This is a genomic window from Paenibacillus sp. GCM10012306 (genome assembly GCF_042649265.1).
Taxonomy (GTDB): Bacteria; Bacillota; Bacilli; order Paenibacillales; family Paenibacillaceae; genus Paenibacillus_AQ.
The window spans coordinates 353,581-373,886 of the sequence record NZ_JBHRYW010000007.1 but is presented as its reverse complement, the minus strand read 5'-3'; the positions used below and the strand labels follow the sequence as shown (position 1 = coordinate 373,886).

The 20,306-nt window shown below is 49.7% G+C and carries 9 protein-coding genes; 6 read left to right on the top strand and 3 right to left on the bottom strand.

Features of this window, described 5'->3' with window-relative positions:
- Positions 1 to 469 precede the first annotated feature (469 nt).
- Positions 470 to 1,045: a CGNR zinc finger domain-containing protein gene (locus ACFORK_RS17625; protein WP_379201216.1), complete on the bottom strand. Its 576-nt coding sequence runs from the start codon at positions 1,043 to 1,045 to the stop codon at positions 470 to 472.
- Between the two features lie 162 nt (positions 1,046 to 1,207).
- Between ACFORK_RS17625 and ACFORK_RS17620 the strand changes: the two genes are divergently transcribed.
- On the top strand, positions 1,208 to 1,699 hold the full coding sequence (locus tag ACFORK_RS17620; protein WP_379201214.1) for a DinB family protein: 492 nt from the start codon (positions 1,208 to 1,210) through the stop codon (positions 1,697 to 1,699).
- Positions 1,700 to 1,855: 156 nt separating this feature from the next.
- On the opposite strand, the gene cmpA is transcribed toward ACFORK_RS17620, so the two are convergent.
- Positions 1,856 to 1,987, bottom strand: coding sequence for a cortex morphogenetic protein CmpA (cmpA, locus tag ACFORK_RS17615; protein WP_139084739.1), 132 nt, complete (start codon positions 1,985 to 1,987; stop codon positions 1,856 to 1,858).
- A 106-nt stretch (positions 1,988 to 2,093) separates the two neighbouring features.
- Positions 2,094 to 2,456 carry a hydrolase/acyltransferase gene (locus tag ACFORK_RS17610; RefSeq protein ID WP_066367416.1) on the bottom strand — a complete coding sequence of 121 codons (363 nt, stop codon included), beginning with the start codon at positions 2,454 to 2,456 and terminating at the stop codon, positions 2,094 to 2,096.
- Positions 2,457 to 2,575: 119 nt separating this feature from the next.
- On the opposite strand from ACFORK_RS17610, the gene ACFORK_RS17605 reads away from it, so the two are divergent.
- The 5 genes from ACFORK_RS17605 (at position 2,576) to ACFORK_RS17585 (ending at position 20,265) form a co-directional block, all read left to right on the top strand.
- On the top strand, positions 2,576 to 3,052 hold the full coding sequence (locus ACFORK_RS17605) for a SprT family protein (protein WP_379201268.1): 477 nt from the start codon (positions 2,576 to 2,578) through the stop codon (positions 3,050 to 3,052).
- A 371-nt stretch (positions 3,053 to 3,423) separates the two neighbouring features.
- A complete protein-coding gene (locus ACFORK_RS17600) occupies positions 3,424 to 7,242 on the top strand; it encodes an RCC1 domain-containing protein (protein WP_379201211.1) in 3,819 nt (1,272 codons plus the stop codon).
- A gap of 225 nt (positions 7,243 to 7,467) precedes the next feature.
- A complete protein-coding gene (locus tag ACFORK_RS17595; protein WP_379201209.1) occupies positions 7,468 to 12,528 on the top strand; it encodes an AAA family ATPase in 5,061 nt (1,686 codons plus the stop codon).
- A 6-nt stretch (positions 12,529 to 12,534) separates the two neighbouring features.
- Entirely contained in the window at positions 12,535 to 13,200 is a 666-nt protein-coding gene (locus ACFORK_RS17590; RefSeq protein ID WP_379201207.1) for a response regulator, read from the top strand.
- A 231-nt stretch (positions 13,201 to 13,431) separates the two neighbouring features.
- Positions 13,432 to 20,265, top strand: coding sequence for an S-layer homology domain-containing protein (locus tag ACFORK_RS17585; protein WP_379201205.1), 6,834 nt, complete (start codon positions 13,432 to 13,434; stop codon positions 20,263 to 20,265).
- Positions 20,266 to 20,306 lie beyond the last annotated feature (41 nt).

Here is a 20,306-nt window from a genome sequence, read left to right as displayed (position 1 = left end):
TATATCGTTGTCTTTGTTCTCCCAAGTGAACACACCTCCACTGATTTCATTATCGGTCTGTCCGTTAACGGGTGTCCACTATTTATTCTAATTGCAATATACCAGTTAAATCACTTAAAAAGGACTGATACTTAGAATTAACTGGAAAAACACCCGTTATTTCTGAGAATTTTGCCCCTGAACAGCCTGCAAGTGAAATTTAACTGGAGAAAATACCGTTATTATGCGAATGGTAGGTCAATCCGTGCAAATAACGGGAGTAAATCCTGTTAATTTTTGAAGATGTTTTTTTACTCCAACAGACCACTTATAAAGTCAAAGGTAGGCTACGTTGTGACAGTTGCCCAGTTTAGTAAATTTTCCTTTGATGCCAGTACCAGTAGCGTTCCAGTAGACATTATTTTATCTTTGTTCTACCCAACACTTACCCTTAAACATCATCCTGCACCCTACTCAGAACCCTTCTACATTACTTCTCGCTCTGCCCCTCCAGCTCCGCCTTCTTCCGCGCACGAAATCGGCGGACCTTCATAAGGTTACCGCAGGCTTTGTCGTCACAGTATCGTTTGGAGCGGTTGCGGGTATCATCGTAATAGACCCAGAGGCAATTGGTGTTCTCGCAGATGCGGAAGCGCGAGGTTTCTTTTTCGAATAACGCCGTGGCAAAAGAAGCTGCAATCTCAGCCATTACCTGATCCCAGTGTTTGTAATGTGGCAATAAACTCATCTCATAACGTTGATGCTCTGCACTCCAGGCAATTTGCCTGGTTACAGGCCCGGGCGCCATGTAGTGGTTCAACTGTTCCAGCAGCACTGGGTCTCGTGGTTGTTCTTTCACTATATTTTGCACAGCGGTCCAGAGGTGGGAGCGAAGTTGCTTTAATTGTTCCGTCTCCGCCTGATCCGGTAAAGCGTTGGTCTGAAGGGAATATTTATGCAGCCATCTTTCAACCCATTCCTGATCCTCCAGCATGTCCCGATCCTTGCTGCGGTCTCCGGTCCGCCAATCCCGCCAGTAGCTATTAATGAAATCCCTCCACAGCATGTTGCATTCCTCTTTCCGTCCGTATCTTGATTTGTCCATATTGTAACAGTTAAAACGTAATTTTACTAGTTACTTGAAGATGCGATAAAAATATGCTACAGTCTTTCAGTAACTGTTATTTTATAGTTTAAGTCGTTACATATTACGATTTGGAGGTAGAACATGCAGAATAAAATCAGTGATGTTTTGCTGGAAAATTGGGATTACGCTATGGACGTGGAAGACTGGTCGCCGCCGCTCAGCGATGCGCTTGATGGGGTCAACAGCACGCAGGCGAGCTGGAAGCCGCAAGGTGCAGCGGGGAATTCAATCTGGGAGACGGTCAACCATTTGACGTATTATAAGGATCGCTTGCTGCGTAAGCTGAAAGGGCTGCCGAAACAGCCTGAGCTGGAGAGCAACGATGATACCTTCACGGTTACAGAATCTGGGGAAGAAGCTTGGCAGAAGGCTGTCGAGCAATTGAAAAGCATACACGCCCAGCTTCGGGAAGTAATTGAGGCGCTGGAAGAGGGCGCTTATGATTGGGGCGGCTCAGGGCATGCTCCCGGCGAAGAGGTGATGAGCCTAATTTTGCATGATGCTTATCATACCGGGCAGATTGTATTGCTCCGCAAGCTTCAGGGTTCTTGGCCTGCGCAGCGGAACTTGTAGTGACAACGAGCTGAGAGGCTATTCATTTGATGACATGAGGGCATACTTGCCCGGATATCGCTGCAAAAAAGCGGCCCCCGATGATCCGCAAGGATATCGGGGGCCGCTTTTTTGTGAGATCAGCACCTACAGCTTCATTAAATAGTAGAACAATAGCTAATAACGGGCTTCGCCCGGAAATTCATCGGCATTGCGGTAAAAGAACCAGCATTCGTTCAGCAGTTTGATCTGACGACGGTCTTTTTTGTAAAAAGCCTTCATCATCTGGTGACAGAGCCACTGCGGCACGGTAATCCCTCCCCTGGCATGCTTCGTAGGTTAGCATATGGGGGAAAGGGCCCAAAGGTGACCGTTATAAGCCAAATAATGCCGTTTTTTTTACAAAAGAATCTTCTTAATGTACGCCTTCTTCTTCCTCCTCGTACCATTGCTCCAACTGTGCTTGCAGCGCACGAATCTCGGTCAGCAAGGAGATCAGCGGGTAATCCTTCTTCTCCTGAACTGAAGCAAAAGCACTTTCCAGGACATTGATATAATCAAGTCCCGATTGCAGCGAGTAATCCTCGCGCAGCAGTTCCAGGGAATCGCATTCCGCAATCGCCTTCGGCAGGTCCGGCACATTGTCAGCGGTCAGCTTGTCGATCTCCTTATTGAGACGCAAATTCAGCGCGCTAAGCTGGTAAGCATATTCCTCCGGCATCTCCACGAATTGAAGCTCTTGATGTTGCTGCAAAATTACATACCGCATTTTCGGCATAATCATTCTCCCTCCGTACTTGTCTTCCTTCTTGACAGTTTAGCCTATGCACAAGTTACAATTCAAGTAGAGAAATTATTCCCCGCGGAAAGGACTTGGGAGAGAACACTATGGAAAGTATGAGCAATGAAGAGCTGCAGCAGTGGATCGAGCAGGTGTCGCGGGAAAGTTTTGGACTACCGTTCCGGCACAAAGCTTCTTTTAATAGTAGGTTGTCATCTACGGGCGGACGATATTTTATCAAAAGCCATAATATAGAGATTAATCCCCGTCAGCTGGAGACCTTCGGGCGTGAGGAAACGGAGCGGATTATCAAGCATGAACTGTGTCACTACCATCTGCATTTGGCAAAAAGGGGCTATATGCACCGTGACGCGGATTTCAAAGCACTCTTGAAGCAGGTGGGCGGCAGTCGCTTTTGTCAGACTTTGCCAGGAACGAAGGCGCGCAAGCCGCTCCCTTATCGGTACAAGCTGGTGTGTACGGCATGTGCTACGGAATATCCGCGTAAACGCAAGGCAGATCCTAAGCGCTACCGCTGCGGGAAATGTGCGGGCAAGCTGAAGTTGCTGGCGCTGGAGCCTGGTGGAATGTAATAGAATTAATGTATGGATTGAAATAGATAATGCCGTCTCCATATTTGGGGGCGGCATTTTTTTGTTTGTGAATTCTATGAATACTATGAATTTTGTCACATGACAACATTGGTGACAGCCGTGACTACCCGGGTGAATTCCAGTTGCTGTATATTTATGAGGTTCACAAACTGGCTCATCACTAAAGTCATCAGACGGCTTCTTGTGAAGGGAGAATTTGCGAGATCAGAGGTTCTTTAGAACGGTAATTTTAAAAGGCGAACATTACCGTTCTTTGAATTTCCTAACCGCTGTGTTTTCCTTTTTGAGAACCGCTGATTTTTAGTTGAGCCAACATTATTATTTTACTTTGGTGAAAAGGAGATTGGATTGTGCAAAAAAGAACGACTTATTTATTTTTGAAAACGTTACTGAGTGTACTGGTTGCGCTGGGTGCTGTCGTACCGGGGCAGGATAAAGCGAACGCCGCTGCAGAAGCCTCTTCATCTTCTGTCTTAAAGATGGATTCCACATGGGATCATACGGTGTTCCTGATGAAGGACGGAACCGTTATGACTATGGGGAAAAATAACGCTGGACAACTCGGCAATGGAACTATCGATGATTCGCAAGTTCCAGAGCTTGATAAATCAGGAGAGTCGTTGAAACCTATTCAGGATCAGCCGGTTCAAGTGCTTACCGAATCGGGAGAGCCGTTGAACCATATTCAGAATGTGTCGGCTGGAACAGAGTATAACTTGGCTCTGGACGAATCCGGCGATGTCTGGTTGTGGGGAAGAAGATATGGAGAAAATTACACAAAGCAGCCGTATGCTGTAAAGCTTGATGAGTTCGAAGGGAAGAAGATTACGGCATTATCTGCCTCCAAGGACTGGAACTTCAATGCTCTGTTTGTTGATGAAGACACCCAAGTCTGGGCGTGGGGGGACAATAGTTCTGGTCAACTCGGAAATGATTCTAGTGACTTTGAGGCTCACCCGGTACTTGTACAAACCATGAATGAATCAGGAGAGAAAACCCCGCTCAGCAATATCAAGGATGTTTCTGCTGGAGCGTACTCATCTATATCCCTGGATAAAAATGGTAGAATATGGGGGTGGGGGAACAACAAAGGAGACCTTGGATACGGAGGCCACGACTTGAACAAGATCGTTGCTGATCTGAAGCTGGATAGCCAATGGAATTTCGATGATATCATCACGCTTAATGATGTATATAAAATTTGGAACGCTATGTGGAACTCCGATACTTATGCTGATCTTATGTACTTGCCTACGGCCAGGCCGGTATCTGACCCAAATGAAGTCTACACGCAAATTGTCAAAGGAAGAAGTCTGACTCTGGGGGTACGTGCTGACGGCCAGGTTAAGGCATGGGGGGTAGTGGAAGACTTGTATGGCTGGAAAGAAGCTATGCTGTACAATGGAAAACTGCTGTCCCTAGGTGATGGCTCACAGCAGGCTACAAGGCTTTATGCAGATGGGAATATAATGATGATCACGCTGAAAGATGGATCGAACTGGCTGCTTGGTCAAGACGATTTTAATAATTTGATACGTTACAATCCGGAGAAAAAAGAGGGGTTATTCGGAATGAGCGTTGTTTTCAGCTCAGAGTATTCCTACGGCCTTAAGCAGGATGGGACGATATGGAAATGGTTAAACTGGCAGCCTTTTGTTCAAAGAAAACCAGCTCTTTCTACGGTCACTGATGCGGTGTATATGACGGGCGACAATAACAGTAGCAGCGTTCTTGCCACCGACGGAACCGTATGGAGGATGGAAAATGATAAGGAAAGGATTCAGGTGAAAACTTCTGATGACGTACCGTTATCGAATATAGCGTATATCACCTCCAGTAGGAGCGGTAATGGGAAGGGCCATACTCTTGCGTTGGCAAAGGACGGTACCGTTTGGGCATTGGGCAATAATGAATACGGTCAGTTAGGGCACGGTGATACTGCCGACTCATGGTCAGCCCGGCAAGTTGTTCTGGATAACAGCGGGGCAACGCTTACTGATGTAGTCTCTGTTGCAGCAACTACTGAAAATAGCTTTGCTGTAACGAGAAGCGGCGAAGTCTGGGCCTGGGGCTATGGCTGGAATTCCGTGCTTAGTGGACCGAAGCAAAGTGTCGTTGCATACCCTGTGAAGCTTTTTTCTGCTGAGGACGCTAACCCCGTGATCCAGCTTGCGGCCGGCAATAGCCATGTCCTGGCGCGGAAGCAGGATGGGACCGTCTGGGCTTGGGGGAGTAATTGGAATGGTCAGTTAGGAACTGGAAATACGGACGATTCTCCTTCAGACCTGAAGCAGGTCATAAGTAATGACGGTCCGTTAACGGGTATCACTTCAATTGAGGCAAACTATGGATATTCTTTTGCACTCAAGAATGACGGAACAGTATGGTCTTGGGGATATTTTAATCAGCCAAATCTTCAAGCTACACAAATCCAGATGGAAGATGGAACGGCTTTAAGTGGAATTAAGGCATTGTCTGTAGGTCAAGGTTATGCGCTTGCATTAAATCAAGAGGGGAAGGTTTGGAGCTGGGGCTCCAATTATTCCGGTGAATTGGGACTGAATACAGATGAATCTAATATCCAATATCCAACCTTAATCTCCACTTTGCCTCATATCGAGGCTATATTCGCCACCACTAATAAGAGCTTCGTAAAGGATCAACACGGAGAATTCTGGGCGTTTGGCAATAACAATGGTTATCTGTTGAGGCTTCGCGAGATGATTGGACTTGAGCGGATTCCTGCTTTTGTAACCGATGATGCAGGACTTCGCGATCTTCGGGTGAATGGGGCAACCGTCGCAGGTTTTGCGTCTGAGTACACAGGCCCTTATGCGGTATCCGTTCCTGATGGAACCAGCGTGGTGGATGTGACTTATACGACAAACAGTGAGTTGGCGACAGTTACCTTAGAGGTGCCTGCTGAACTGAAAGTCGGGGAGAATCCCGCCACGGTTACGGTCAAGGCTGAGAATGGATTGACCAGAGTGTACACATTGGTGATTACACGTGGGGCTGCCCCAATTGTTACACCAACGCCGACACCAACGCCGACACCAACCCCGATACCAGGTGATGGTGGAGAGTCTAATCCCCCAACAGATCCTGGAACAGGGGTAGATCCAACGCCAACGATAACGCCAGCACCAGCGGCAACGCCAGATGCGGGCGGCTCTGCTCCGACAGGTGGGGGCAGTGGGCCTGCGCCAACGGTTTCCCCTGCACAGGGAATCAACGAAGGCAAGCTGAGTCTTGAAGCAGGAGCATCCGGAGAAGTTCGATTGTCGGATGATATCGTACTATCTATCCCTGCCGGAGCAACTACACAGAAGACAGAGCTGGTGATTCAAAAGGTATTAAACGGCGAAAGTCTGGGTTCAGGCAAGGTTTTTGCCAGCCCTGTTTTCGAAATTTCGAAGAATTCTACAGGTGATTTGCAGAAGCCGGTCACGCTGAAGCTGAAATTCGATCCAGCCCGGATTAAAACGGGAGAACATGCTTCAATCTTCTACTACGATGAAGTGAAGAAGGCGTGGAGTGAAGTTGGCGGGCAGGTACAGGGTAGTGTTATTACTGCTGAAGTTAACCACTTCGGGAAGTTCGCAGTATTTTCTGTAGCTGACGGAAAGGCTTCCAGTGGCATACAATATACGGATATTAATGGACATTGGGCAGAGAAAACGATTGATGACGCATCTATGCGGGGGATTGTGAAGGGCTACGAAGATGGTTCTTTCAAACCGAACGCGGCCATTACACGCGGGGAGTTCTCTGTAATGCTGATGAATGCGCTGAGGCATAACGGACAGGGTGCTGCCCTTCACTTCAAGGATGCGATCCCGTCCTGGGCCCAGCAAGGCGTTGCCCAAGCTGTGGAAGCCGGTATTATTCTTGGCTATGAAGATGGCAGTTTCCGCCCAGGCGCGAACATAACGCGAGCAGAACTGGCCGTGATGATCGCGAGAGCAGTGGGCGAGAATGCAACTGGGGGTACAACAGACTATGCCGATAACCGCAAGATTCCGGCATGGGCCTCTGAAGCCGTGTCGGCTGTAACCAAGCTTGGCATTCTTAATGGACGCGGTGGTAACCTGTTCGTTCCAGAAGCTACAGCGACAAGAGCAGAAGCGGTTACGGTCATTATTAGAATGCTGGAGCTACAGAAGTAAATATTGTAAATTGTAAGACCGATAGGATTTCATTGAAACAAGAACAGGCCTTTAGGTGAAGGGCCTGTTCTTGTTGTTATGGAAATGAATTTGAGTTTCAATTTTGATCAGCGAGATGAAGGATTTCAGGTGAAGCTAGCTTAACAGCAATATGCTATAATAGCTGAAAATATAGGGATACGAAAGAGTCTTGCCGGCATGATTTCATGGATGGAGTGATCACAAATGCTGGAAATACCAGGGTTTCGCACGCTGGATTTGATTGTGAAGCATGATGGGCTAGAGGTGTATAGACTTTTGCGGCACGAGGATGGTCTCAGGTTGATTGCCAAAACGCCTAGTGAGACCGATCCAAGTCCGGCTACTGATCAAGCCTTTCAAGAAGAGTTTGAACTGCTGCAGCGTTTGAAAGGGACGGGAACCCTTGAGCCTTTCGGCTTGGAATACTATGCAGAACGACCGGTCTTGCTCCTGCTGGATCGGGAGGGTGAGACACTGGAGCAGTTGATTTATAGCCGCAAGCAGCAGCCGACACTGGAACAAAGCCTGCGTGTAGCGGCTGCCCTCGCCGATTGTCTCATGCTGCTGCATCGGCAGAACGTCACCTTGAATGCACTTAAGCCTTGGAATATCCTGCTGGATTTAAATACCTATGAGGCAAAAATTATAGATCTTCGTCCAAGCTTGTTGAGTTTGGCTGGAGAATTCCCTCCGGCTGATGTCCAGCGGAAGGACATGCTTGCTTATATGTCTCCTGAATGGACAGGAAGAAGCGGCTCGCAGCCTGATTACCGCTCGGATTTCTATTCGCTTGGAGTCGTCTTATATGAGTGGTTGTCAGGGACTCCCCTGTTCAGACAGAAGGAACTGACAGATATCATTTACCATCATATCGCAGATAAGCCAGAAGCGTTGTATTTGAGGTTTCCATTGATTCCCCGTATCCTGTCCGACATCATCAGCAAGTGTATGGAGAAGATGCCAGATGCTAGATATGCTAGCGCCTACGGCATTAAAGCCGATTTGCTGTCCTGTCTCGAACAGCTACAGAAGACAGGACAGATTCAACCTTTTCCGTTAGCCGGGCAAGATATTTCGGAACATTGGCTTGACGCTGACGGTTTTTTTGGGAGACAACGTGAGCGGCAATATCTGCATGAAGCTCAAGCACGCGCGCAAGCTGGCAGTGCGGAGATGGTCTGGATCAGAGGGGCTGAAGGGATAGGGAAAACCCGGCTGGTACAGGAATTTGTATTCTCGGAAGCGCCGACACAAGGATATATTGTTCAAGTAGGGGTCCCTTCCTTGACGGTACCATCTCCCTATGGAGTCTGGAAACAGGTTATGGATGAATTAGTGGGGCTTCTATTAATGGAAACGGAGCTTCAGATTGAGGTATGGAAGCTACATCTGGATCAAGCTTTAGAGGGATACGGACACTTGCTGACAAGTTTGACGCCGCGGCTGGAATTACTGATCGGACGTCAGCCTCAAGTGGAGCCGCTTTCTCCACTTGAGGCTCAGCGAAGATTTCATACCCTGCTGTGCCGCTTCATTCAGCTGTTTGCAAAGATGGGCAGGCCGCTGATTCTATTCATTGATTCTCTGGAGCATGCTGATGAAGCCTCGCTGCAGTTTTTGATCTACCTAATGGAGGATCGGGCAACCAGGCATATGCTGACTGTTCTGGGGCAGCGGGCTGATGCGCCAAATGTTCTCAGCAAGCCGGATAAGTGGCTTCGGGACAGTGGCCTTTCTATAGAAGAGATTGAACTGAATGCGCTTCGATTAGAAGATATTATAGAGATGCTGAAGGAAGCTGTGCACGGCGAGACTTCAGGTATGACTGAGCTGGCTGAGCTGCTGCTGCATAAGACGGGAGGGAATCCGTTCTTTATCCAGCAGTTTCTTCAGGATCTTCTGAATGGAGGACAGGTGTTTTTCGCGGAACAATATCATCTCTGGCGGTGGGATCTTCAGCAGATTGCACAGATGGAAATTCCCGAACATGTAGCTGGCTACCTCTCGGGTAAGCTGACACAGCTGCCACAGGATACGGTGAATGTGCTTGGCTGGGCATCGATTCTGGGCAGTTCATTCGAATTATCTGAACTTGGCGAGATGATAGAAATGCCGCTTCAGTCTCTAAAGAGCGCACTGGAGCACGGAGTTGCGGGTCATGTGCTGGAGAGGATATCTGCAGACCATTCGTTATACCGTTTTCCCCATGAACGTATTCGTGAAGCTGCATACCGACTGGTGCGGGAGGAAGAACGCCAAGACATTCATTATACCCGGGGACTCCAATTGTCAAAACGGTTGCAGGAGGAAGCCTCTGATATTACTGTCTTTGAAGTTCTACATCACATGAACCTGGCAATGTTGAGGGTTGAGGACAAGCAGCAACGGCTGTGGTTGGCCAGTCTGAATCTGGAAGCCTGCCTGCAAGCGAAGAAGGCGACAGCCTATGAATCCGCGCTTGCCTATTCACGATTTGCCGCTGTTTTGCTGAAGGAAGCATCCTGGAGCGAGAACTATGAGCTTTTGTTCCGTGTTCATATGCAACAAGCCGAGCTGGAATATTTAAACTCGTTTTTTGAGGAAGCAGACCGTTTGTTCGAATGGCTGGTAAAGGAGGTACGAGTTTCTGAAGATCAGGCCCAGGTCTACATTCTCAAGATAAAGATGGAAGCCGGCAGAGATCACCATGAGCAGGTGATTACTTTAGCCGAGCATACCTTGAAACTGCTAGGCGTCCCCTACCGATTGGAGCCTAGGCTGCCAGACTTGATGTTTCGGAGTTTAAGATTAGCCCGTAGGTTAAGAAAACTCTCGCTTTCAACCTTTGCAGAACTGCCGCTGATGAGTGATCCGACACGTAAAGCGGCTATCGCCGTGCTGGCGCATTCAGCCACAGCCTGTTTCTCCATCAACCGCAAGAGCTGGTTATTGAACACGATTGCGATCATTGAACTTACACTGGAATATGGTCTGACCCCCGAAGCGCCGGCAGGCTTTATGGGGTATGCGCTGTTTCAGCATTATTTCTATCATAACCACCGGGAGACTTATAAATGGGGCAAGCTGGCTTGCGATCTGGCTTTACCCTATCCGGATGTTTATGCCAAGACGATGATGGCCTTTGTGCTGTGCTTTGAGAGCTGGCAGCGTTATGAGCCGTCGCTGATTGAGATCTTCCATCAAAATGTGAGAACGGTTGGTCTTAAAACAGGCGATCTTTGGCATGCCAATCAGAACGTGTTGATTCACTCTGCCCTGCTGCTAACACGTGGATATCCGCTGAAGGAAATTTATCATCTCTTTCTTGCAACTTCAGGTGATTTCTTACGCCAGAATAGCGAATTACATTACAAACAAGCGGTACTATTCAACACGCTCTTGATTCGCTTGACTGGGCATCGCTCTCATGAAGACTCTTATGCAACACCGGGCGAGGATCTGAGGGCGTATGGTCAGTCGGTTCCCGGGGATTCCATGCAGATTGTGCTGCAGCTAGCGGCGATGTGCGACTATCTGCCGGCTTATTTGTTCGGGCAGTATAGGGAAGCGAGTGAGAGTTTGAAGTTTATTGCCAGTGCTACACCTGAGATCGCCGCATCGGCGTACCACACGTACTGGTTTGAATCACTGGTTTGGGCACAGCTTTACGAGGAGGCATCTCCACAAGAGCAGGGTGTCTACCGGGCTGGTTTGCGTAAGCGAAGAAGAATTATGAAGCGGCTGTCCGTGCAGAATCCAGAGATCTACTTACACAAATATCTCTTAATTAGCGCGGAGATGGAACGGCTTTTCGGCAAGGACCGCCGGGCTGAAAAATACTATGAGGGAGCTATTAAGCAGGCGCGGGAGCAGGGCTATGCACATGATCAGGGCATTGCTTCTGAATGCTATGCTAAGTATGGGCTGCGCAGGGGGAGAGAGTACCTGGCCAAGCTTTATATGACAGAAGCCTATGAGGCATACAAGCAATGGGGGGCGACCGCGAAGCTGGAGGACTTGACGCACAGGTATCCTGACTTGCTGTACGGACTGGAAGCAGCATCGGTTCATGGTGAGGATAATTTGGCAATTGCGATGTCTTCCCAAGCGCTATCGGGAGAGATGGAAATGAGCCGGCTGCTGGACAAGCTAATGCGGATTATGCTGCTGAATGCGGGTGCAGAGTACGGAGCGGTTATTTTCACACATGATGGGGGCTGGACGATCGAAGCGTGCGGAACAACGGAAGAAGTGCAGGTAGCCTCCATACCGCTAGAGCAGGAGACAGAGATGGTTCCCGCTGCCATCATTGGCTATGCGGCCAGAACAAGGGAAGAGGTCGTGTTGCATCATGCCAGCGCTGAAGGCATGTTCGCCCGAAGCCGTTATGTCCGGGACAAAGGGCTGAAGTCGGTGCTATGTCTTCCGATTCTGAGTCAGGGCCGTCTGGTATGTCTGTTGTATATGGAGAATAACCTTATGGCCGGCTTGTTCACGCCACAGCGGCTTGATATGCTGAGAGTGCTGGGCGCACAAGCGGCTATCTCGATTGCGAATGCCAAGCTGTTTGCCCATATCCAAGAGCTTAAAGATAATCTGGAAGGTCAAGTCCAAGCGAGAACACGAAGCCTTGAACAGTATATGCACGACACCTCTGCCGCCTTGGCACAGGCTTCTGTGGCTGAGGAGCGAAACCGGATTGCGCAGGAAATCCATGATATTGTCGGCCATACATTGACCTCGACAATTCTTCAGATCGAAGCGGGCAAGCGTCTGCTGTTGAAGGATGTAGAAGGTGGTCTCCGGCGGTTGAATGAGGCACAGGAGCTTGTTCGGCACAGTCTGAATGAGATTCGCGGCTCTGTTCACATGCTAAAGCAGGATAAATACTCAGATCTGACCGTTCTCCTGGAGCAATTAATACGGGGGACGGAACAAAATGCCGGTGTAATCATTGAGACGGAGATTCAGCCGCTGCCTGATTTTCTACCTGTCAAGTATAAGAAGGCGATTTATCATGCATTACAGGAAGGACTGACCAACGGGATCAGGCATGGGAAAAGCCAGCGGTTTATGTTCGCTCTGAGGATGGATAATAATTATTTACACTTCAGTTTGAAGGATTACGGCAGAGGCAGCGGAAGCCTAGAACCGGGCTTTGGACTGACAACGATGAAGGAGCGTATGGAGCAAATGGGTGGCTCTTTGCAAATGACCTCACGGCCTGGACAGGGTTGTCTGCTTCAGATTGTGTTGCCGTTACCTGTACGCTGGATGGGAGATTGACAGAGCATGAGAAAAATATCAATTGTCATCGCAGATGATCAATTATTGACCAGAGAAGGACTACGAACCATTCTGGAGCTGGAGGATGATTTTGAAGTAGTTGGTGTAGCCAAGAATGGGATTGAGGCTTGTGAACTCGCAGAACAGTTGCAACCCGATCTGGTGCTGCTGGATATTCAGATGCCGCTCATGGATGGTATCACGGCCTTGAAGCAAATCAAGCGAACTTGCCCGGAGGTACATATCCTGATTCTGACCACGTTCATCGAGACCGATTATATTGTAGATGGGATGGCTCACGGGGCGAACGGCTATTTGCTAAAGGATATGGATGGGGACAAAATGATCTCGTCGATCCGGGACGCCGTGTCCGGTCAATTCATTCTGCCTGCCGCAGTAGCGGCCAAGCTGGCCTTAAGAATGAGGGGGCTGTCTCATGAGTATGAGGACTTGCTGAGTGACAGGTTGGGAAATATTGAACTCACCGAACGGGAGGAGGATATTGCCCGTTTAATTATCCGGGGGCTGAGCAACCGCGAAATCTCCGACAGCCTGCACATTGCCGAGGGTACGACTCGCAATTATATCAGCAATCTCTATGGCAAACTCGGTGTGACTGACCGTGCACAGGCGATTGTACGCCTCCAGTCCATTCTGGAGCATGTGATATGAGCTATGGGCTGAGCTGCAAAATAGCAAGCAATGGTATATCTTAATATCTCTAATCTGATTACCCGATGGTGGAGTTAATTCCTACCCTCGGGTAATTCTCGGAATAAGAAGACCTTTGTACCAAGATGCGTACAAATACACCTTTTTATGGATAAAATCGCACATCGTTTTGTAAACGCTACCAACCTAAGATGGAGAGGAAGTCCATTTTTGTTAGAGGGGGTACACGATATGAAGCGATTCAGGTCCGCTATGGCAGGTCTGCTAGCAATGCTGCTGATTCTCTCCAGCTTGCCTGCTTACGCGGCCAATGGTGATTCCGCCGGGGCCGGAGGGACCGGGGCATCACAAGTTCCTGCAGGTCCGGTACTGATCAAGAACAAATGGAAAAACAATTTTTTGTATGAAACATCCAGTGGGATTGTCCGCTATGGAATGACCAATCCGGCGGATACATCCTCACATTGGCTGGTCGTAACGGAGAACGGTCTCTCACAGATCAAGAATGTGAAGACAGGACATTATATTACACTTGCAGGCAATGCCGGGAAGGAGGATTCGCTCAAGGCAGGTAACATTTCCGGCGGAGGAACGACAGCAGACAAATGGCTGATCGATACCTCGAACCGTGCCGGTTATATGGTCATTCGCAGCGCGACTGCACCGGATGCTAAACTGGTCATTCACCAGGAGAATCAGCTTGGGTATGCGCAGGTCAGTGCGGATATCAATGTTACGTTCGAGAGCCCGCAGTGGGCTTTTGTCGATCTGGATTCTGCACCTGTGCAACTGAAAAGTCGGCTGCACCCGGGACATGTCATGTATGAGAAAGACGGCAAAGTCCTGCACGGTAACAAAGATGCCAAGGATGAAACGGCCCAGTGGTATCTGGAGCCGAGCGACAGCGGGACCCTGATGATCCGTAACCGTGCGACAGGGCACTATATCAAGCAGAACGAACAATTTTGGTACGGGGTCTTCTCTACGGCGATTGATCCTGACAATGTGAAATTAAGCCAGTGGGTACAGGAGGATGCGCCTGCAGGAGATGGGACGGGCTACATAACCCTTCGCAATTACGGCATGACCGATGGCGGGAACCCACAATGGCTGAATCCACAGTACCCCGACGACAATGACGTTCGCTCCAACAATTGGCCGGGTAGTGCGGCGAACCCTAGCGCTCAGTGGCAAATCGTTCCTGTCTCTGAGCTGCAGCCGATCCGGCTGGCAACGTATACAGATGCTCAAGTGGCTACGGATTTCTTGTATGAGGGCGATGGGGGACAGCTTAAGCATGGAACCATTGCACCGGAATCAAGCAACAACGGAGCAGTCTACTTATGGTATTTGGAGGATTACGATGGCAACAAGCGGATACGCAATGTCGCTACGAATCATTATTTGACCCATACCGATGGCACAGTTAAGGCTGTTCAGGCAGGGGAGAGCAGTCTCACTGATCAATGGATTTTCAAGGAATCCGATGATGTTGATGATTATCAGACCATTGGCAATGCCGGTGATCAGGGCACTTATCTGGCTATAGGAGAAGGCGGAAGCGCAGGTGGTTCGTCTAATCCGGCCTCGCTAGCTGCGCAATGGGAGCTCATTGACCCGGCAACACCGGTTTCTGAGCACTATGTCCGTATCCAGAACGGTTGGAAATCCTTCTATTGGTATGAAAACAAGGAGGGTCTGCTGAAATACGGTAATGTGCAAGAGGATCAGTCCGACCAATGGATGGTGGAGAAGTATAACGGACGGAAGCTGTTCAAGAATCGCAAGACTGGTCATTACATCAATATTACCAGCATGCCGGAAGGCCACATTCAGGTCACCACGTTGACGGATAAGAATCAGGTCGATACCGGATTTATTTGGACGAGGAAAAATATGGGCGATAACAACTACGTCATCGCAAATGTGGCTGACAAGCAGCCAGGAGAACTTCCTACCAAATTTATTTCGCTGGAAAATATGACTAAATACGCAGAATACGGTGCTATTAACCCGACTTGGGGCAGCCCGAAATGGCGTTTTGTTCCGGTGACAGAGAAGAAGCAGGACGTGTTCCGCTTTAAGTTGAACAGTGTGAACGGAGAAGACCAGTATTTGAAAGACGGGCCATTGCCTGAACCTGTACTGGATCTGGCAGCGAAGAACGCAACCGTTACAGAGGCCACTTATAACCCGGAAGACGACAATGCAGTCACGCCTGAGAATGGGAAGAAGAATGCACCAGAGCCATCACCTTCCGCCAAATCGGCTGCGGCAGTTGCTGAGGACCTGACGGTTGGTCAGGCTACCTACGGTGCGCTTGCACCGGGCGATGATTCTTTTATCTGGCAGCTGCAAGAAATTCCTGGCGCGAACAGTGTGAAAATCAAGAATAGAGGCACTGGCCGCTACCTTTCCCTGGAGCATATGGGCGGTGTTATTGAACAAGAAGAACCGGCTGAGGCGGTTCAGACCTTAAAAACAGTTTATGACGTATGGGCCAGCATTAAGTGGGCGGTCGATATCAAGGCATCTGGCCAAACGACCTTCAAGAGTGCTTGGGCGGGCCATTACCTGTACGGTGCATCTGATCAGGATGGGCATGCAGTAATCAAAATCAGCAAAGCCGCAGATGCAGCCACACGGGACAGCGCGCAGTTTACAGCTGAACCGGTGAACATCCCTGAACCGCCAGTTCCGTCTTATCCGGTTCGTTTTAAGAATGCGGGTAGCGGGGATTATCTCTATGAGAATGAACATGGCGTGGTTCTGTACGGACAGCCGGCGGCAGACAACGGTTATTCGCACTGGATTATTTCAGCCAAGGACGGCAAGCAGTACATTGTGAACCGGGCAACTGGACACTATCTGACCCTGAGCGAAGAATATTCGTTCCTGGAGAGCGCGGGCGCTGAACCTGCAGCCGGCGGGGCCTCCGGTTGGGCTGTGAAGCTTTCTTCTGATGGGGTTAACTATACCATTCGGAGTTTGTTCGGAGCATATGACGATGAGTTCGTCAATGTGGAGAATCGAACCGGCTACGCGGAACGCGGACTTTTGCTGGAATCCTCCGATTCTGTACACTGGGCGCTGGAACCAGCAACAGCCGATTTCAACACCCCTGCGGGCGAACCGCGTAATCAAGATACGGCTACACCGATTCTGAGCGATACTAACACGATTACGATTGCTCCTAAGGGAGTGAACGGCAAGGTACTCGCTGAAAAAGACGGGGCAGTTGTATACGCGGAACCAGCAGATTCAGCAGCACACTCGCAATGGCTATTACAGGATTTTAACGGGCGCAAGCTGGTCTTGAATCAAGCGTCGAAGAAATATCTTTCTGTTGATGGTAATGATCAGATTATACTAACGGCTAGTGTTGCTTCAGTGTCCGCACAATGGACCCTTGAGGAGAAGCTGGGCTATAACCTGCTGATTAATGCCAAGAACGGCAAAGTGCTTTCGCATAGTTCGAGTGAAGTTATCCTTGGGTCGGCAAAAGAGGATGCGGCGCAATGGAGCTTCACCCCCGTATCCTCTGACGTCGTGTACCCGGGGAAAGATGCCTTCCATGGCGATCAAGTGATTCGTTTTGCAGTTAATGCAGCAATAGCAGGCGAGTATATGGCTACACTTCGCTATAAGAACAACAATGCCAATGCTGCTGTTATACAGCTGGATGTGAATGGAATCAAGCAAGGGTCTCCGTCCTTCAATGCTTCTTCCACATGGCGGAAGGTCCAGGTGAAGATGAAGCTGCGCGCGGGTATTAACACCGTTTCTTTGAGCAGTGATAACACATCCTGGAGCAAAATTGAAGTGGATCGTCTGACTGTGTATAACAGTGTGAACAAGAGCTATCGCGGTGCCACGCTGCCATACATTACCTACGAAGCGGAAGATGCCGTGACGAATGGTACGCTTATCGGGCCTTCCCGCTTGTACCGTAATGTCGCTTCAGAAGCCTCCGGGCGTGAGGCCGTGAGTCTGAATAACACAGGCGATTACGTTGAGTTCACGTTGGCGAAGCCAGCTAATTCCATTGTGCTGCGCTATTCGATTCCGGACAGTCCAGACGGCAAGGGAGCCGAAGAGACCTTATCCATGTATGTGAACGGTACTTTCAAACAGCAGTTGAAGCTGACTTCCAAGTATGCTTGGGAGTACGGAAGCTACCCGTGGTCTAACGATCCTGCTCAAGGCAGTGCACACCGCTTCTTTGACGAGATTCATGCACTGACGGGAGACCTTCCGGCTGGAGCGAAGATTACGCTGAAAAAAGACAAGGACGATCACGCATCCTCCTACATCATCGACCTTGCGGATATGGAGCAAGTAGCCCCAGCTCTCCGCCAGCCGCCTGGATTCCTGTCGGTTACGGAGTATGGTGCTGTACCGAATGACGGCAAGGACGACACCGCTGCGTTCAGGGCGGCCCTTGCAGCAGCCAAGAGCAAAGGCCTGGGCGTCTGGTTCCCGGCCGGCGAATTTGAGGTTGGCGATGGACTGCTGGATTTGGATTCCGTTCAAATTCGCGGTGCCGGCATGTGGTACACAACGCTGAATGGAGCCAAATTTGTAGGTCATGGCGGCAAGATCGGCGTCTATGATCTGTTGATCGAGGGTGGCATCAATGAGCGGGATGATGAAGCCATAACGAACGCATTCCATGGGGCTTTCGGGCAAGGATCGGTCATCCAGAATGTATGGATTGAGCATACGAAGGCGGGTCTGTGGCTGACTCAAGTAACCGGTGAAAAAGCCCGTACGAACGGCCTGCATATGGTTGGCCTGCGCATCCGCAATCTGATGGCAGACGGCATCAACTTTGCTGTGGGCACTGCAAACAGCATGATGGAGCAGACCGACATTCGTTATCCGGGCGATGATGGTATCGCGATGTGGTCATTCACGGATCCGAAACTCAATGATGTGAACGGGGCGGAACGGACACCAAGTGTGAACAATACCGCACGGTTCAATACGGTATCGCTGCCTTGGCTGGCCGACAACATTGTAGTGTTTGGTGGTAAGGACAACAAAATTCAGGATAACATTGTTAAGGACACCGTTACTAACGGTGCTGGTATTGCGGTATCTACCCGCTTCTCGGCAGAACCTTTTGAAGGCACAACTGTTGTAGAGCGTAACACGATGATCCGTACCGGCAGCTATGATTCCGGTTATCGCCTGAATTTGGGCGCCTTGTGGTTGTATGCCGGGGAGAATGATATTAAAGGCAACATCAAGATTGAGAACAATACTGCACTGGACAGCACGTATTCCGGGCTGATCGCTCATGGTAGCATGAAAATGAACGGTGTCAGCATTGTCAATCATGTCATTGACGGTGCTGGAACGAATGGTATTGATGTGACGCCGGATCTGAAAGGTTCACTCTTGGCCGACAATCTAATTATCCGCGGGGAGCGGATGTCACTGGTATCGAATCCGGCCTCGGGCTTTATCATCAATGAGCTGAATCAGGGCGTAGCCACTGCAATCAAGCCGTTCACAATTTCACTGGCAGACGGACAGAACGGACCTGTGGTGTTAACCGTAGGTGATTCCGCTGAACTTACGGTGAAAGACAAAGACGGAAGTGATCTGACGGATTCAGCAACGTTAACTTTTGTCAAAGCAGACAATAAAGTGGCTTCCTTTGAGAATCATAAGCTCAAAGCCCTTAGTGAAGGAACAGCTCTCTTCACCGTGGCAGCAGGAAACGTGCAAAGAGAGTATTCGATCATTGTGAAGCCGGTCGGAGGCAAACCGGATGACGGTTCTTCTGATGGCGATGACGGTATGGATAACAGTTACATTGATCCGGATGGGGGTAGCAATCCTGGAACCAACCCAGGAACCAACCCAGGAACAAGCCCGGGTTCAAGCAATCCTTCGGTTCCGGTCGTGACCACACCGGCTGCTGCTAACAATGATGCGCAGCTCAAAGCCAAGACGACCGCAGGGGTGACTGTGATCGAGATTCCAGTTAGTGCCGATGGCACCGCCCGCTTCAGCGCAGAAGCCTTGCGCAATGCAGCAGCGGCAAGTCCTAATGCCGTGCTTGTGGTACAGAACAGCGGCTTGGAATATCGCCTCCCGCTCAGCCTGGTGGCAGAGGTGTTGAAGGGTGCAGGACATTCGGACGGCACGCTGGAGTTCAAGTTGGAGCCGCAAAGCGGCACAACACTTGAACAGTTGATCGCTAAAGCGAAGGAGCAAGGCTTTACCGTGAAGGGAATTCCAGCAACCTTTGGTCTGAGTGTATCGGATGGTAAGACTTCCGTACCGGTGTCTGGATTTGGTACGACTCATGTGGAACGCACGCTTATCGTCAAAGAGGTGCTTAATCCGCAGACAGCCGTAGCCCTGCTCTACGATCCAGTGAAAGGTACCTTCAGTTATGTACCGGCGGTATTCACTGTAGAAAATGGAGTTACGAAGGTTACCGTGAAGAGCAGCAATGCCAACGGAATTATCGCAATTGCTCTGCACCCGGTTACCTTCACAGATGTGACCGGACACTGGGCAAAGGCTGAGATTGAGCGTTTGGCTAGTAGACTAATTGTCAACGGACAGTCTGCTGGACAATTTGTACCAAATGGGTCTGTTAGTCGTGCTGAGTTCGCGGCTATGCTGGTTCGCTCGCTGGATCTCCAGCCGGGTAAAACAGCTGGAGTCTCGTTCAGTGACGTGCCGGCTGCAGCCTGGTACGCAGAGTCTGCTAACATTGCGGCGCAGCTTGGACTTGTTCAAGGCTATGAGGACGGCAGCTTCCGTCCGAATGCTTCCATTACGCGGGAGCAAATGGCTGTGATGGCCGCAAGAGCCCTTAAGCTGCTGAATGTAGCTGAGGGTACAGGAAAGGGTGCTGCCTCCTTTAAGGATTCCGCAAGCATCTCTTCCTGGGCCACAGATTCCGTGGAGCTTCTCACAGCTTCCGGCATTATGAAGGGGCAGACAGCGGACAGCTTTGCACCTGGCAAGAATACGAGCCGTGCAGAAGCAGCAGTTATCCTGACACGTGTACTGGAAGCGGCTGGACTGCTGAATAACTGAGTTTTTTAAATGCAAAAGCCGCCGAAAAGGAGGGGTACTCT